Source organism: Shewanella sp. UCD-KL21 (assembly GCF_001957135.1).
In the GTDB taxonomy this organism is placed as follows: Bacteria; Pseudomonadota; Gammaproteobacteria; order Enterobacterales; family Shewanellaceae; genus Shewanella.
On record NZ_MPHK01000007.1, the window covers coordinates 42363 to 59645 of the forward strand.

Sequence of the window (17283 nt, forward strand, 5' to 3'; positions counted from 1 at the left end):
CTCTGTTCAGTTAGCTCAGTAGAATTAGCTCAGTAAAAGTAGCTCAGTTGTATTAGCTCAGTTGAATCAGCTCAATTTGATAGTTATCAGGGTCGGTAATGAATGCGATGTGCGTCGCGCCGCCTTTTACAGGGCCGGGCTCACGAGTGACTTTTCCGCCTAAATCTTTAATCTTGTCGCAAGCAGCGTAAATATCATCCACACCTAAGGCTAAATGACCAAAGGCATTACCCATATCATATTGGTCTGTATCCCAGTTGTAAGTCAGCTCAATGCTAGTGCCATCTGGCTGATCGGCATAACCAACAAACACTAAGGTATAACGATATTCAGTGTTTTCAGCTCTATCGAGCACGATCATACCCAGCACATCTGTATAAAATTCAATAGATTTTTCAAGATCAGCAACTCTTATCATAGTGTGTAAAAATTTCATAATTTGCCCTTAGCTTCACTGGGATGAAAGCGCTGTTATTAGTGATGACACAATAACAATCTAAAACGCTTGCTTTGATTTAATGGGGCTAGTTTACGGCAATCGAGAGGATTAAAATAATTATTAAAAATTCTTAAAATGATAACTTTTAGTTATCAAAATCAATTGAAATGAATGATGGTATAAAAATGATTAATTCACTAGCAACATGCTTTCTAGCAGCAATAGTATTTGTGCAATCGTAAATCAATTCAACATTCTCTTTCTGCAATCTTGTTCTACACTGTTATTGCCATAAACGTATTACATAAGCGTTAACCATCACCCCTTTGTGCTTTTACCTAAAGCAATATCTGCAAGGAGCGACAATGAAACAAAGTTCACCAAACACGATATTGGTAGGTAAAGGCGATAATCCCGTTGAGCTGTTGCTGCGTTATGGTAATCGTCATGGCTTGATTGCTGGCGCGACCGGTACAGGTAAAACAGTCTCGTTGATGATGTTAGCTGAAAACTTTTCTCGTCAAGGCGTACCAGTTTTTGTTACTGATATTAAAGGGGATATTTCAGGTCTAGCTGCAGCAGGTAAGGGGTCAGATAAGCTATTAGCCCGCGCTGATAAAATTGGTATTAGCAATTTCAGCCCCCAAGCTAATCCATGTGTTTTTTGGGATTTACTCGGCAGGCAAGGTCACCCTATTCGCACCACCGTCAGTGAAATGGGGCCAACATTATTAGCCAGAATGCTGGGGTTAAATGACATCCAAAGCAGCATTTTAGACATCGTTTTTGCCTTAGCCGATAGCCGAGGCTTATTACTGCTGGATTTAGACGATCTTAAAGCGCTACTGACCTTGGTCTCAAAGGAGCGTAAAACCATCAGTGCTGAATACGGTTTAGTCAGTGCGCAATCATTAGCGGCGATTCAGCGCTCGCTAATGAGTTTAAAGCGTGACGGTGGTGAAGTTTTCTTTGGCGAGCCCGCCCTTGAGCTAAGTGACATCATGGGCGTTGATGAACAAAACCATGGCTTAATCAATATTCTGGCGGCAGATAAATTAGTTTTAACCCCAAATTTATATGCCAGCTTTATTTTGTGGTTGTTATCAGAGCTATACGAAAACCTGCCTGAGGTGGGCGACGGCGACAAACCTAAGTTGGCTTTTTTTATCGATGAAGCCCATTTACTGTTTGAGGATAGCCCAGATCATCTACTTAAGCGCATCGAGCAAATTATGCGCCTAATCCGCTCTAAAGGGGTTGGGGTGTATTTTTGCTCACAATTTCCTGACGATATACCCGATGCGATATTGGGACAATTGGGTAATCGTATTCAACATGCTTTGCGGGCTTATACCCCAAGGGACCAAAAATCGGTTCGCGCCGCCGCTGAAACCTTTGTGGCAAATCCTAAACTTGATATCACCGCAGTGATTTCGAGCTTAGCCGTGGGTGAGGCCTTAGTGTCAACCTTACAAGACAATGGTGTGCCCAGTATGGTAGAGCAAACGCTGATATCCCCGCCCCGCTGTCGCATGGGGCCATTAACACTGACTGAGCGTAATGCTTGTCGCGCCCAAAGCCATATCGGCAATCAATATGATATTGCCATTAATCGCGAGTCCGCTTATGAACGCCTCAATCAACTCGAGCAGCTGGAAAAAGCCCCAGATGCCGAGCCTCCTATAGAAAAAGCTGACACTGAAAAGTCTGCGCAGACAAAACCAAGCTCAACCAAAAACGATAGCGAAGATGATCAAAGCAATTGGTTTAGCGAATTACTATTTGGTACCAAACGCCGTCAAGGTCTCGTACAGAGCTTTTCAAAACAAGCAGCACGGGCTGTGGGCAGTAAGTTTGGCAAACAAATTTTGCGGGGAATATTGGGCAGTATTAGCGGCAAAAGCGCTAAATAGTTGTTCGCGGTTATATTGCGCTAGCCAGTCATTTTAACTCATGCTCAACCTGTAAACAGGAGGCTTTTCAGCCATAACTGTCTAGGTAACTCACTTTGTGACAAGTTCTATTTTTTAAATTAAATCAATAATATCTAATCGTGATAAATTTCAGCAACAGCTTTGATTAACTTAGTTGTAACATCACTCATAAATGCGCTATTGTTTAATTAATGGAGTTTTTAGAGGTGATTAAGGATGAGCCAATTTTTCACTTTACTCAATCTCAGTTTACTAGACGTCACATTTGAATATGTCACCTTAGCAGATGCCTCTGTAATAGATAGCATTACTCAGGTTAATGCCTTGCAAACCATTTATCTTGTTAGTCTTGGCTATTTTACCTGCCTTCATCACTTTATACCCGCGACTAGCATCGAGCACTTCAAGCACTTCAAGCATTTGGCGGTATATTTCCCCCTTGTGCTTCCATCAGCCCTTATTGGTCACAATAACTTAATAGGGAGCGATGAATAGGTATGATTAACCTGCATTTAAGAAAGTCATTATTATTTGGACTGATTGTATTTTCATTCTGTATCTCAATTTTGTATCTAGATAATCGCTCAGAAGATTTTGTCATCGATAAGCAAAAACAGCTTATAAGCGAAAACTTATTTAAATTAAAAAAAGAGCATATTACAGATCTTGTTTCATCAGTGCATATCGCAGCTGAAGCAAGCCTTAAGCGCGAATACCAAAAACAACAAACTAATCTGCAAACTCATTCGCAACAATTCAAATTAGTACTTAATAACACCCCTGCACATCAACGCTGCCAAGTACTACAAGCTTTAGCCGCTGACGATGATGAGTTTCAATACCAATTAACACAATCAGGACAAGCTCTTTGTCAGTCATCCCATAAGCCAAGTTTACAGTCCACTAAGCCAGACAATACCTTGGCTGAAGTGAGTATTAACACTGCGATTGCTGATGATATGCAAATGACACTGTCATTATTGCAACCTCAAGTTATCAATGAAGCGAAAAAAAGGATCGCTGCCTTTATCAGAATTATTAAGCTTCAAAACCCTGAAACCTACGTTTGGGTCAATGAAGTGATTAATTACGCCGGTGGTGAGGGCTTTGCCATTAGAAAAGTCCACCCTAGCCTGCCTGAAACCGAAGGGCTGCTTTTATCAACTCTGACTCAAGACATCAAAGGTAACTACCCCTTCCAGATGGAGCTTGATGGCATTAATGCTCAAGGAGAAGTTTACTTCGAGTATTATTTCAAGCGTAATACCAATGATGAAATCGTTAAAAAACTCACCTATGCCAAATTATATAAGCCTTTTGATTGGATTATCGCCACAGGGGTATATGTGGATGATTTAGAGCTTGTAGTAGATCAAGAGATCAACAAGCTGATGGTTGAGCTCAATTTTTACAATAATCTGGTCGCCATTATCGCCATCTTTTTATCCGTGTTACTGGTTATATGTTTATACGTAATAGAAAGAAATGCCCTTAAAAGCAAAGAACGAGAATTAGCCTTAAAACACAAGCAACAGGATGTAAAAAACTATCGCCAAGTGCTGTCATCAATGCTTGATTTAGTAGAGCGGCGTGATAGTTACACCGCCGGGCATACGCGGCGGGTAGCGCAATACTCAGTGATGATAGCCAAAGAAATGGGCTTCAGTAACGCAGATGTTGAAATCCTCTATGAATCAGCAATCATGCATGACATAGGTAAAATATCCACACCCGATAGTATCTTACTGAAACCGAGTAAGCTTACCCCTCAAGAATACAAAATTATTCAGCAGCATTTAGACAGTGGCTACAAGCTGCTGGTATCGATTAAAGCCTTTAAAAAACATGCTGAAATCATCAGATGCCATCATGAACACTATGATGGGACGGGTTATCCTCGGGGACTTAAAGGCAAGCAGATCTGCCCGCTTTCTCATATTCTCATTTTAGTTGACGCCTTTGATGCTATAACCTCAAAACGTATCTATAAAATGAGTAAATCGAAACAAGAAGCTATCGCTGAAATAAAGGCGCTGGCAGGGACACAATTTTGCCCTAAAACGGTAAAAGCAGCTGTGCCAGTGCTAGAAAGTACTAATCTCATTCCTGTGGATCATAATTATTTAAAAGATGAGTTTGAAGAAGCAAGGCTTGCCTACTATTACAAAGATCCGCTTACCGGTTTATATAACTACCGATATCTCGAGCACGTTATTTCATTAAACGAAGAGCTATTCGGCAAACATTATCATTGCTGTTACGTCATCAGTTTGTTCAATTTTGGCCAATATAATAAAAGCCACGGCTGGCTCGAAGGTGATAAAAAACTTACCTTTATCGCCAACAAGTTAACTGCATTTTTGCCTGAGTCGTTAATTTTTAGAGTATTTGGCGATGACTTTCTTATCTTAACCCTAGAGCATATAGAGCTCGATGCAAAGTCGCTAATCGCGCAACTAGAACTTGAAAACCTTAATATTGAACTGGCGTTAGATCATATCAATATTGACCAGCAGCAAATCCGCAACTTAACTCAATTTACTGAGATTATTAACAAGATAGTTAATAAGAATACTTGTCCACATATGCCCTCAAGTTCTGTGTCAGGCTTGTAAAGCAACTGCATAAACAGAGGCTAAACTGTAATCTTGTCTAACTAAAAGCTACGAGGTTAATCATCACATAATCGATCAACTCGTCAAAATGAGAAATAAAAAATTAACCACAAAATTTAATAAACTATAATGGTAACTGAGGGTTTGAGTCGTTTCTCGCAGTATTAATCGAAGGAATTCAATAATGAAATGGTTACCTGCGAAGTGGGTGTTAGATAAAGAGGCAGAACTATCATTTCAACAATCTTTAAATCAACGTTCACGCACAAATGCAGTAATGATGAGTTACATCTTAATTACGGTATTGCTATTTTTTACCCTCTCTTCATTTGCAGCCGCTAGTTATATTTTCAGCGACATCTTAACCCGTATCGTCAGCCTCCTAATTGCGATGGTCATGATTTTCAGTATTAAAAAATCAGCCGCCTGTTACCTTGATGCGATACTGTTATTTTTTGCGGTACTGTTTACCCTCATCAATGGTTTATTCTTTTATAGCTATGCTATCAATCATCAACACCTCCATGAAGGCGGCCCTATGCTGTCAGCCATTTTTATCACCGCCATTCCCATACTTCACTTAGGGCAAAAGTTCATTATTTGGCTGTTACTGGGCGTCGCTCTGCTTATGATCCAATTCAACACCGAGGTGGATATCATATGGAGTATAAACTTCTATGTGATGACAGTTACCATCATGACTGCGATGCAATATCAAACGGATGTGCTGCTGAGAAAACAATATAAATACGAGTTAATTCAAGCACAAAAAGCACAAACCGATAAGTTAACTGGGATTCATAATCGCTATAATTTCGATAAGCAATTCTCGACTCTGTTACATAATTTAAAACAGGGGCAGTACCTTTCATTGGCGATGATCGATATTGACCACTTTAAAAAATATAATGACCGCTACGGGCATTTAATGGGCGATAAAGCCTTGGTCAGCTTTGCCCAGTTACTTTCAAACCAAGATGCCGACATGGTAGTACGTTTTGGTGGCGAAGAATTTATTTTGGTTTCTGTCAGTTCAAATCAAAATCAGCACTGGCTTGAAGATCTCCCCATGCAGCTTAAGCGGCTTGAGATTGAGCATAGCGATTCAGCAACCGGCTTTCTATCAGCATCAGCTGGGGTGGTAAGTGTGAGTGCTAATCAACGTCACCTAGTAAATAAAACCAAGCTTTTAACCTTAGCAGATCGTTGTTTATACCAAGCTAAAAAAGCCGGTAGAAACCAAGTTTGCCGTCACAAAATATCTAGCTAAAATGATGGCTCGCCTTTATCTCAAAATCGCTTTATTCTGACTGATTTTTTTCATTGGTCTCTCTGATGACTAAAATAAAAGTTAAATACATTTTAGTTGGCAGTGACAGCACCATGCCAAAAGCGACACACATCGAGCTGATGATAATTCCCTTAACGCCCATTGCGGCTACGGTATCATTAAAGTTGTGTAAATAAATCCCAAGTAAAATTAAGCAAATACCAATGGTAATACTGGTTCTAAGCAGTAGTATTAATTGTCTATTGCTCACTTAATTCTCCTCATTCTAAATCACGTCTTCGAATAATTTCAATCCGCCAGACATCACCTCTGCGATATTCTTGTAAAAGAATAAAGATAAAGTATGAAAACCACAATCGCCAATCTAGCTACAAACAATAAAAGCCATTCAAAAACAATGAGTTAAAATTAACTACGCCATATTCGCTGATAAATATTACGTAAATTAATGTATTAAAACTCATCCATCTTTATTTGCTTCTACTATAATTTTTATAGATTTGTCGATTAACGTTATTTAATGCATTTAAACATAAAGTGCGCATCATTTTGGGATTTTACTATGAACACAGGTAACACGGATTTGTCACGTCGAGGTTTCATTAAAAAATGTGTGATTGGTGGTGTTGCGGTATACAGCGCACCAATGATTTTTGATAAAAATAAAGCTTTCGCCGCAACCACCTCAGAGCAATTAAAAGCCAAATGGAATGTTGGCGCTAAACCCGCTTATCGCTATGATGCGATAGAAAAAGTCACCGGACAGAAAATTTACGGCCGTGACTATCGCGCTCAGGACATCCCTGACTGGCCTAAAAAACAACATTATGCACATATTATTAGGGTCAACCGAGCTGATAAAATTCTCGTTGATTTAGACCTTTCAAGTATTCCTGATAACGCCAAACCTTACTTTACTATTACTGCTAAAACCCTAAAAGACAACCAACTTAAGTTACCCGATTTCTATGGCGAAAACATGCTATTACCATTAGGTAACACTCCAGATTATCAAGGCCATGAAGTCGCCATTTTACTGTTTGATACATTCATAAAATATAAACAAGCCAAAGCTGCAATTGAGTTTAATGACGCGATTTTCAAATGGGGCGAATCAACTGAGTTAGTCACCGCCAACCAAGATCCCTATGCTTGTTGGCGTATCATTCGACAACAAGGCGACGCTGGCAGTGACGCGGAAGATAAATACAGTACTTTGCATGATGGGCTAATTTTCCCTGATTATGAAAATCATAAACCGGTTTGGAATGCCAGTATTAACCCATCAGGTAATAGTGCCGAAAAGGCCATGTATTACGCCAATGAGTTACAAAATGATTTATCTAATCCAGACTGGTTAGTGATTGATAAAAATTTCACGACCCAATCAATTGAACCCATGATGTTAGAACCTGAAGCATTTAATGGTTGGTTTGATAAAAACAACGCCAGATTACATGTGGTCATTTGCTCTCAATCCCCCCAAGACTTTTACGCCCAAGCCGGTGAGGTATTAGCAAACAGTCCACTAAGTGTTTCCATCAAAGAGCTTATCGTCCACACCCCTTATATTGGTGGTGGCTTTGGCGCTAAAGATCATACCATTTTCCCGTATTACGGCATTATTGCCTCACTTTATAGTACCAATCCAGTGCGAATCGCCAATGACCGATTCCAGCAATTTCAGTCGGGCTTAAAGCGCCATACTTTTAACATGGATCACAAACTGGCTTTCGATAAGAAAACCAAGAAAATAACTGGATTAGTCTCTAATATGGTTTTAGCCGGTGGCGGAAGAAAGAATTTTTCCGACTCGGTTGCCATGGTCGGCGCCAGTGCAATTCAGAGTATTTATTATCTACCCAGAAATGACATACAAGCCTGGTGTCACCCATCTGCAACGCCTCACGCTGGCTCAATGCGCGGTTATGGCACCCTGCAGTCTATGGGCGCGATGGAAATGATGATCAATGAAGCTGCCGAAGCGTTAAATATCGACACCTTTGAATTACGTAGAATTAATGCCTTTAAAACAGGGCAGAAAAACACCCAAGGCGCAACGCCTAATGGTAAAGCGCGCTATGTAGAAATGCTCGACTTAGCTGAAAAGCATGATATTTGGGTTCATCGAAAACAAAACAAACTAGACTTTGAAAAAGCAAACCCTACTAAAATGTATGGTGTCGGCTTTGGGATTGCCACCAAAGATTATGGTACAGGAGCAGAAGCCCCTTCGGCTTCGGTTGCCATCACCCCTGAAGGTAAAATTGTTATTCAAGTTTGCTCAATTGAAATGGGCACGGGAACCGAAACATCCCAAGGGGCATTAATTGCCAAGTATCTCGGTAATATGGCTGATGAAGTCCATATGGCGAAAATTCAAGAGTTTGACGCCATGGAGTTAATCGAAAGCGACAGTCCATACACTATGGCTCAAGCCCATCAAGACGAAATGTCGCAAAAACCCACATGGACTCCAGCTATAGGAATGGCCTCTTCGGCTAGTCAATCATCCTTTTTTCAAAGCCATGCTACCGCTCAGGCTGCAAAATTGATTCTACAATACAGTTTGTTACCCGCCGCGGCCGCTATCATCAATAGCCAGAGCACGGCAAAAGTTGACCCTGCTACGGTAAAATACAACTGGGATAAGGGAGCAATGGTGCTAGCAGGCCAGCAACCAATCCCCTTTGCACTACTTGCCAAAAAAGCCCATGCCATGGGCTTAATCACCTCAGTCATGACTCATGCCTTTAATCGCTGGGAATGGGCAACTGCAGATTTTGACATTAACGGTAAAAAACAAAACTTTCCATTAGATGCTATTGCGATTCAATATGGTATTGGTGCAACAGCAGAGCAAAAGCAACATTACAATGCTGCAGGCTATCAAGTCATAAAACGTCTATCAGTGAATTATCCTAAAACCAATATGAACAATGCCATGGTCACTTACTACACCCCTTGTGCTACCTTGGTTGAGATTGCCATTGACAAGAAGCAAGGGAATATAGAGATATTGCGCACCCATAGCTGGATTGAACCTGGAAATGTCCATGTTAAAGAGCTCGTTGAAGGTCAACTTGAAGGCGGGCTAACAATGGGCGTTGGACATGCACTTTATGAGTACTTACCCGATGACGAAACTGGGGCCGGAACGGGTAAATGGAACTTAGATCGTTACCAAGTTCCTTTTGCAAAACACAATGGCGTATGGAATATGAAGCATACCATTATGCCACCATTGTCAGATTCCGATGACTCAAAAGGTGTTGCCGAGGTCGTGATGATCCCTGTGGTACCTGCATTAGTGGAAGCTATCTATCAAGCAACAAACCAGCGTTTTTATCATTTACCGATTACACCACAAGACATATTGAAGGCTATTTAATTATGAGTGATATCAGTTTAACAATTAACGGCAAATTGGTCGGTCCAATCGATGTAGACACGGACGTCATGATGATTGAATTTCTTCATGAATATCTGAATATGACAGGAACAAAGTTTGGCTGTGGTGAAGGCATATGTCACGCTTGTGTGGTGATCGTTGATAATGATGATGGCAGTAGTAGCACAGTAAGAACCTGTATTTCAGGGGCTCATGCATTCAACAACTTTAAAATCAGGACAATTGAAGGCCATGCTAAAACCAATGACATGGGTGAAATCATTCAACTTAGCCCAGTTCAAGAGTCATTCATCAAGCATTTTGCCTTTCAGTGTGGGTGGTGCACCTCTGGTTTCACCAATGAAACTACATTATTGATAGAAAAATTGAAAAAGGCGCCCATTAACAAAGCGGATGTTGAAGCGGTCATTCTCGAGTCTTTAGGAGAGCATGTGTGTCGCTGCACAGGTTACGTTAAATATTACCAAGCAGTTAAAGAACTTATTCTGACAACTGATGGTTTAACCACCTAAGCTTTTAGCTATTTATTAAAATAGCTCTCTTAAACCTTAAAAAGGCTATCAGGCTTAGAAGATTAAATGCGTTCCAGCTACCGCTTTAGTTGTAGCCTTTTTAGTTACTGAGCTTAAGCACCTTGATGTGATGCACAGATAATTAAAGCTTGAATTTAAGACACAAAAAAGCGAACCCAAAGGTTCGCTTTTTTAATAATTACAATAATGAGGTAAACCTAGCATTGTAATTATTTGAAGTAACGTACTGGCTAGCCAGTGACGTCGACTTTCAAATTAGATAGCAACTACGTTAGCTGCTTGTGGGCCTTTTTGACCTTGCTCTAAATCGAAAGAAACTTTTTGGCCTTCAGCTAAAGTTTTGAAACCTTCAGAAGCGATAGCACGGAAATGTACGAATACATCTGCGCCGCCATTGTCTTGAGTGATGAAGCCGAAACCTTTGTCTTCGTTAAACCATTTTACGATACCAGTAGTGTTAGACATAATGTGTCCCTTATATAATTAAGAATTAAAAAATTTATCGCGAAAATGCGATGCGCTGAGAGCTGAATTATTTAATGTGACGATGAAGCTAAGGGAAACACAGAGGAACAACGATAACGTAGAATTCTGAGGCTTTACTTTTACTTGATGTTTCATTAATAACTCTGAATGTCAGAGCGAGGTGAATCTTACATTAGTTTAAAAAATTGTAAAGGTATTATTTTATTTAAATATCAAAACCGCCAGATATCTGACCACTGACCAACGGGTATGCAGCACAATTAATCGCTAATATACCTATGCTTAGCAGTAATTATAGCTCTTGCTGCTATGGTTTAGCTGTGATTGATAATAATATAGCTTGTCACTTGGCTATGGCGGTTGTCATGGATATTTACAGTGGATTAACTTTTTTCAACGCCCCAAAACGATCAGCATCAATCCCTTGCTTCCAATAGCCAACAGCAAAGATGTTAAGCCTTTCAAAACCAAGTTCTTGTTGTAATATCGGCCTCAAAGCACGTATTTGACCAGCTTCTAGCCCCATAAAGACATGACTATCCTTGGGTAAGTCTTTGGCGGTTAGTTGTACTTGTTGCTCAAGGCTTATTGTTGACTCATCTTCAATAAACCAATGAGTATTGATTGAATCGTCATAATCCATATCAATAATATCTGCACGGCTAGGCACGCTAATAATGACCCTTAATTGGGCATCAAGGTTAAATCTAGGCATATAACCATTTATGGCATTTACAGAGGTGATATCCCCCACCAGTAAATAACTATGGTGATTAAAGTCAGCTAATTTCATCAGCCCTGGGCCCGCTATAGCAATACGGTCGCCCACTTTGGCCTTTTTTGCCCAATTGGTGGCAGGACCTTGGTGACGGTTAATCACAAAATCTAACCCTAGCTGGTGAGTTTGTGGGTTAAAAAAACGAATCGTGTACGAACGCATTTTTTGCGCTTCATCGCCCGTCGATGGCAAAAACACTTTCACGTGCGCGCCTTCAAGCCCCTGCGGAAAATCTTGTAAGCTCACTCCGCTAAAGATAATTCGACGTAAATGAGACGACAGCTCAATAATCTCTGCAACCTGTACAGAGCGCAAATTGGGCTTTCTAGGCTTCATAGATATATCCTCTTTGACTTGAAAAACAGCTGATAAGTTGATAAGGTCAACTATAGTTAACATTGTTGACTAAATCAACTAATTATTAAGGCCAAGCAAAAATGAGTCACTCATCCATTTCTGATGCGATTTTTAAAATCGCACATTCGTACCGTTTAGCCATGCGCTCTTCTCTTAAGGCCAATGAAATTGGCTTAAACGCCATGCATGTTAAATGCCTTAGTTTGATTAATAACAGTCACACTTGCACTGCAAACGATATCGTTAACCTTTTAGCTAGAGATAAAGCGCAAATTGCTCGGTTAATTAAAGAAATGATTGATAACCAATGGCTAACGAAAACGGCAAATCCACAAGATAAAAGAAGTCAGATGTTATCACTGACTGCAGACGGTAAAAAACTCGCTGAGCTGATCGCAAAAACTCAAAATGATGTGAATCAAAAAATGTTGCAAAACTTGCCAACTGAAGACTTGGCCGCATTTACACGCATTGCTGATGTGCTCTTTAATAACCTTAATGACAGTGAAAAATAAGCGGCCTTTTAGCTAAAAAGGCCTTTATCTTAGCCGGTTTTTAGCATGGCAAGCCTCTCCTAGCACCAACCTAGCACTAACCTAGCACTAACCTAGCACTAAGGCTGGTAAGCCGGGCGATACAAGTGCTAATACTTGGCTGTAGCTTTGGCGCAAATAGCCACAAATTTGCTATTGAAACGAATCGAATAACAGATTAAAATGCGCCCAAATTTGAGGGAGTAGCCGTTCTGTCACCATGACAGGAGGTTGTGTCAACATAATTGGTCGAAGACCATGGTGCAATCAACGCTTAGCATTAAGCGTCTGGCGAGACTCGAATGACCACACGCATATAGCTAGGGCTGGGCGTGGGTTTTTCGTGTCTTAACACAACCAGCCCTTGCAGTGCGTTATATTATGTTGTCATTATTTTTACCTTTACTTGCACTCGTTGCAGGTCTTATCGCTTTATCTGTCAGTGCCGACCGGTTGATCGCAAGTTCTGCGACTCTGGCTAAGCATTGCAAAGTCTCTATGTCCTTTATCGGCATGACAGTGGTGGCTTTTGGCACCTCAGCTCCAGAACTTCTCGTGTCCTCTATCGCTGCCCTAAATGGTGCTGGCGAACTCGCTATTGGTAATGGTATTGGCTCTAATATCGTTAATATAGGATTAGTGCTTGGCATTTGTGCTTTACTGGTGCCGTTATCCGTCAAAGTTCATTTCATTCGTCGGGATTTACCCATCCTAATCGCGGCAATCTTATTTTGTGCCCTGTTAATGTCAGACGGTAATTTAGACTTCCAAGATGGCTTATTACTGCTAGTAGCGTTAGCGGCATATTGTGGTTACCTCGCCTTTTTAGTGGGTAAAGGCGAAGCTGACGCAGAAGAAGTTGAGTTTTTAGAAATCTCTAAAAGCCGCTCTGCTGTGGAAACGCTATTAATGCTAAGTGTGCTTTTAGCCGCCTCACAACTGATGGTTTGGGGCGCTGTTGAACTGGCTAAAGCTGCCGGGATCAGTGAGTTAATCATTGGGCTGACCGTTATCGCCTTTGGTACCAGTTTACCTGAGTTAGCCGCGGCCATTGCTGGAGTGCGCCGCGGTATGCATGACATGGTATTTGCAACTGTGATTGGTTCGAATATTTTCAATATTCTTGGGGTGATAGCCTTCCCAGCGCTGTTAGGTGACAAGCAGCCATTACCAGAGTTATTGGTCGCCCGTGATTACCCTATGATGCTGTTACTCACCGCTATCGTCGCGGCGGCATTTATGTTTACGTATTTTAAGCAAAGACGTATCCCTGCTGCAGAAAAAAGCTATACCTTTGGCCGCACTGCGGGGGCGCTGTGTTTAGTCAGCTTTAGTGGCTATATGTGTTACCTCGCCGCCGTGACAATGCAGGCCTAGTTGGCTAGATAAACTTTAGCTAGGTAAACTTTAGCTAGGTAAATATTAGCTAAGTAAACATTGGCTAGATGAGCAAAAGACAAATAACAGTGGGGCTCGAGTGCCCCACTGATCTTTAGCGTTGACTTGCTTAACCCTCTAATTCCTATTCTGTATTTTCTATTCTCTATTTTTTTGATCACTGCCAAGCGCTATCAGGCTTCCAACTCTCTGCCCATATCGGTAATTGCTCCGCAGGCATGGGCCGTGCAATACCATAACCTTGCGCTAGCATGCAGCCCATCGACAATAGCTGGGTTCCATGTTCTATGGTTTCAACACCTTCAGCAATCACTTGGCGATGAAAAGCTCGCGATAAACTAATCACCCCCATCACAATGGCGCGGTCATCAATATCTATCAGCATGCCTTTAACAAAACTCTGATCTATCTTCAGTAGGTTGGCAGGTAAACGTTTAAGGTAAGTGAGTGATGAAAATCCGGTGCCAAAGTCATCAAGTGCAAAGCCGACACCAATATTAATGCACTGCTCCATGGTCGCCAGCACTTGTCCCATGTCCCCCAGCGCGCTGGTTTCTAGTATCTCAAGCTCCAACGAACTAGGTTTAATCAACGGCCGCTGCGCTAATGCAGCTGAGAGTTTGGCAGTAAAATCTTTATGCTGTAATTGTAAGGCGTCAATATTAACGCTGACAGGAATATCAAAGCCTGCAAGGGTCCATGAATACATCTGTGAAAGCGCGGTATCAATAACCCACTCTCCCAACGTGACACTGATGGGATGATTATCAATAAAAGGAAGAAATTCCCCAGGCAGTAGCAAGCCTTTTTCAGGGTGCTGCCAACGGATCAACGCCTCACAACCGATCACAGTGCCTAATTTCATATTCACTTTCGGCTGGTAATATAAAACAAACTCATCTTGCTCAATCCCCCGCTGAATATCATCAATCACCTCAAGGGTACTTTGTAAGAATTTGTCTTTATTGACATCAAACAGATGATAGCGGTTTTTACCACTTTGTTTAGCTATGTACATGGCTTGGTCGGCATGGCGTATCAGTTGGTCAGCACTCACACCATCTTGAGGGTACAAGGTAACCCCAATACTGGTAGACACCTGCAAAATGGACCCAGCAGCTTTAATCGGACAAGTTGCTACCTCTAGCATCCGCTCTAAAACCAACTCACAATCCCGCATGCTTTCTAAATCCACCAGTAAAGCAATAAATTCATCACCACCAATACGGGCCAGAATGTCTCCATCTCGCAGAGTTTCGCTCATTAACTGCGACAACGTAATGAGCAACTCGTCACCGACATTATGGCCATAGGTGTCATTAACGGCTTTGAATCCATCTAAATCAAGGTATGCCACCGCTAAAAATTTTCCGCGTCTGATGCTCTGACTCATTGCATGATCCAGCCGTTCCGCCAGCATGACCCGATTGGCTAAACCTGTTAGCGGATCATAATGGGCAATGTGTTCTAGTTGCTGTTGATGGCGCTTCATTGAAGTGATATCTGAAAACAGTGCGACATAGTTTTGGGTTTGCCCCTCTGAATCTGTAACCGCACTTATGGTGATTAGCTCAGCAAATATGTCGCCGTTTTTACGCTTATTCCACAACTCTCCTGACCACTGCTTATATTCTAATAACGATGCCCACATCCTGTTAAAAAACTCACTATTGTGCCTACCTGAGTTTAAAAAACGTGGGTTTCTGCCAATGACTTCTTCTCGCTCATAACCAGTAATTGCGCTAAAGGTGGCGTTAACATCAATAATGACCCCATCAATATCGGTTATCATGATGCCTTCTCGGGCATGGGTAAATACACTGGCAGCCAGCTTTAACTGCTCTTCTATTTTCTTATTTTTACTAATATCAATAACTTCTATAACTCGCGCATTACAGCCTTTATAAGTAATATTTTTTCCCTTAATGCTTAGCGGGTATCGTGTTCCGTCTTTGCGAAGCCCTTCAGCTTCAAAACTATTTCTATCATCTTGACGCATTCTTGTTTTTACCGCTTCAAGATACTCTTTCGCGATTAATTTCAAACCATCCATACCAATGAGCTCTGAGTAACTGAAACCAGTAATAGTGGATAAACCATTATTACACTCAAGAATACGGCCCTGATCATGGATAACTATGCCGCCATAGGTTGCTTCGCTAAGAGCCCTAAAGCGCTCCTCGCTTTGTTGTAAAGTCGTTTTAGCATCTGCCAAACGTCGATTAAACAAGTGCATATAAAGAATGATACTACTGGCTAACACCACCAAAAAAAGCGCCATGGATAATACGGGGTAGAGCCAGTTAGGGGTTGATGTAGGGCTATCATGATAAATAAAGCCATCAAGGTGGCGAATATCATTGACCAAACCGGCCTTAGCAAAGGTATTTGCCATATGTTGCCAGCGATCTGGGTTCATATGACCAATTTGGATCAAATTAGGCAAAATCAAGTTTTGCATTGCATTGGCTTCATAAAGCAAATGCTCACGGGTTTTATTCACCTGATACCTAGCCATTAATACATCGACTATTTCTTCAGGATTATCCATGGCATAGCGCCAACCTTTGAGGGTCGCTCGCCTCATTGCCGCAACACGTTTTGGGTAATTATTTAACTCAGCTTCAGTAGTGAAAAAAATATCACTATAAAAATCAACTCGATAGCTTACTGGATCAATAATGTCATAGGGGACGTTAGCTTGAGCAAGTACATAGGGTTCATTGGTAATATAGGAGTTAAAAGCATCTACCTTGCCTGTGATTAAATCATCAAGCTGAAAGCTGCTGGGGACGATCTCAAGCTGTGACAAGGAAATGCCTTCATTAACTAACATGGTCAAAAAGTCTGCATCTTTATCCTTATTCGCCAGCATCACTCTTCTGCCAATAAGGTCATGGGCTGAACGAATTCCTGACTCTTTTAACGTCAACAAGATAGATGGCGAATGCTGAAAAATGGCAGCCAAAGCAATAAGCGGCTCACCTAAAAGACGATGGTATAGCACCTCACTGTTACCTACTGCATATAAAGCATTACCCGATAACACTTCGGTTACCGGTAAGTGTTGCGGATCGCCTTCAAGCAAACGAACCTCAAGGCCTTCTTCTTGATAAAAACCCTTTTCTAACGCCGCATAATAGCCGGCGAATTGAAATTGATGATGCCAACGTAACTGCAAATATACGATATCCACTGCTTTTGATGACGCTGTTGATAAAGATTCTGATATTTGGGTTGTTTCGGGCTGTGCTGATTTTTTTACTGAGTTTTTTACTGAGGGTTTGGCAGAGCCTTCAACTAAAGGCTCTGATATTAGCTCTGATATTGGCGCTAATAAGGGGGCAGATAAAGAAGCGGCGAACGAGCTAGATACGCTTACGGTTAACAAAGTCACTAAGACAAATTGCACACACACAACTGCTGCACGACGTATCATCGAAGCATAGATACAATTTCTAAGCGATAATAAACCAAACCACATGCTGTAAACCTTAGCGCTAACAG

13 protein-coding genes are annotated in these 17283 nt (G+C 41.3%); 8 read left to right on the forward strand and 5 right to left on the reverse strand.

The genetic code is table 11. The annotated features are described in order from the left end of the window. Positions 1-52 precede the first annotated feature (52 nt). Positions 53-436, reverse strand: coding sequence for a lactoylglutathione lyase (gloA, locus tag BM739_RS08190; protein ID WP_076539507.1), 384 nt, complete (start codon positions 434-436; stop codon positions 53-55). Positions 437-804: 368 nt separating this feature from the next. On the opposite strand from gloA, the gene BM739_RS08195 reads away from it, so the two are divergent. The 4 genes from BM739_RS08195 to BM739_RS08210 all read left to right on the forward strand — a co-directional run bounded on the left by BM739_RS08195 (position 805) and on the right by BM739_RS08210 (position 6258). Continuing rightward, the gene (locus tag BM739_RS08195) at positions 805-2352 is read left to right on the forward strand and encodes a helicase HerA-like domain-containing protein (protein ID WP_076539509.1); all 1548 of its coding nucleotides are present in this window, start codon (positions 805-807) and stop codon (positions 2350-2352) included. 237 nt (positions 2353-2589) lie between these two features. Then, positions 2590-2868, forward strand: coding sequence for a hypothetical protein (locus BM739_RS08200; RefSeq protein ID WP_076539511.1), 279 nt, complete (start codon positions 2590-2592; stop codon positions 2866-2868). Positions 2869-2870: 2 nt separating this feature from the next. Further along, positions 2871-4988, forward strand: a complete 2118-nt coding sequence (locus tag BM739_RS08205; protein WP_076539513.1) for an HD domain-containing phosphohydrolase — start codon at positions 2871-2873, stop codon at positions 4986-4988. Positions 4989-5172: 184 nt separating this feature from the next. After that, positions 5173-6258 (forward strand): diguanylate cyclase, encoded by a 1086-nt coding sequence (locus BM739_RS08210; protein ID WP_076539515.1) that lies wholly within the window; start codon positions 5173-5175, stop codon positions 6256-6258. Between the two features lie 31 nt (positions 6259-6289). Here the strand turns inward: BM739_RS08210 and BM739_RS08215 are convergent, their stop codons facing one another. Next, positions 6290-6529 (reverse strand): hypothetical protein, encoded by a 240-nt coding sequence (locus BM739_RS08215; protein ID WP_076539517.1) that lies wholly within the window; start codon positions 6527-6529, stop codon positions 6290-6292. A 312-nt stretch (positions 6530-6841) separates the two neighbouring features. Here BM739_RS08215 and BM739_RS08220 point away from each other — a divergent pair, with 312 nt between their 5' ends. Both BM739_RS08220 and BM739_RS08225 read left to right on the forward strand, forming a co-directional pair. Next, entirely contained in the window at positions 6842-9670 is a 2829-nt protein-coding gene (locus BM739_RS08220) for a xanthine dehydrogenase family protein molybdopterin-binding subunit (RefSeq protein ID WP_076539519.1), read from the forward strand. Next, entirely contained in the window at positions 9670-10203 is a 534-nt protein-coding gene (locus tag BM739_RS08225) for a 2Fe-2S iron-sulfur cluster-binding protein (RefSeq protein WP_139326850.1), read from the forward strand. Before BM739_RS08220 ends, BM739_RS08225 begins: the two co-directional genes overlap by 1 nt. A gap of 276 nt (positions 10204-10479) precedes the next feature. Here BM739_RS08225 and BM739_RS08230 read toward each other — a convergent pair whose 3' ends face one another. Beyond that, a complete protein-coding gene (locus BM739_RS08230) occupies positions 10480-10689 on the reverse strand; it encodes a cold-shock protein (protein ID WP_076539522.1) in 210 nt (69 codons plus the stop codon). A gap of 394 nt (positions 10690-11083) precedes the next feature. Beyond that, positions 11084-11824, reverse strand: coding sequence for a siderophore-interacting protein (locus tag BM739_RS08235; RefSeq protein ID WP_076539523.1), 741 nt, complete (start codon positions 11822-11824; stop codon positions 11084-11086). Between the two features lie 101 nt (positions 11825-11925). Here BM739_RS08235 and BM739_RS08240 point away from each other — a divergent pair, with 101 nt between their 5' ends. Together BM739_RS08240 and BM739_RS08245 are read left to right on the forward strand one after the other, a co-directional pair. Next, a complete protein-coding gene (locus BM739_RS08240) occupies positions 11926-12360 on the forward strand; it encodes a MarR family winged helix-turn-helix transcriptional regulator (RefSeq protein WP_076539525.1) in 435 nt (144 codons plus the stop codon). Between the two features lie 399 nt (positions 12361-12759). After that, entirely contained in the window at positions 12760-13755 is a 996-nt protein-coding gene (locus BM739_RS08245; protein ID WP_254843506.1) for a calcium/sodium antiporter, read from the forward strand. Between the two features lie 178 nt (positions 13756-13933). On the opposite strand, the gene BM739_RS08250 is transcribed toward BM739_RS08245, so the two are convergent. Beyond that, positions 13934-17260, reverse strand: coding sequence for an EAL domain-containing protein (locus BM739_RS08250; protein ID WP_076539526.1), 3327 nt, complete (start codon positions 17258-17260; stop codon positions 13934-13936). Positions 17261-17283: the final 23 nt, after the last annotated feature.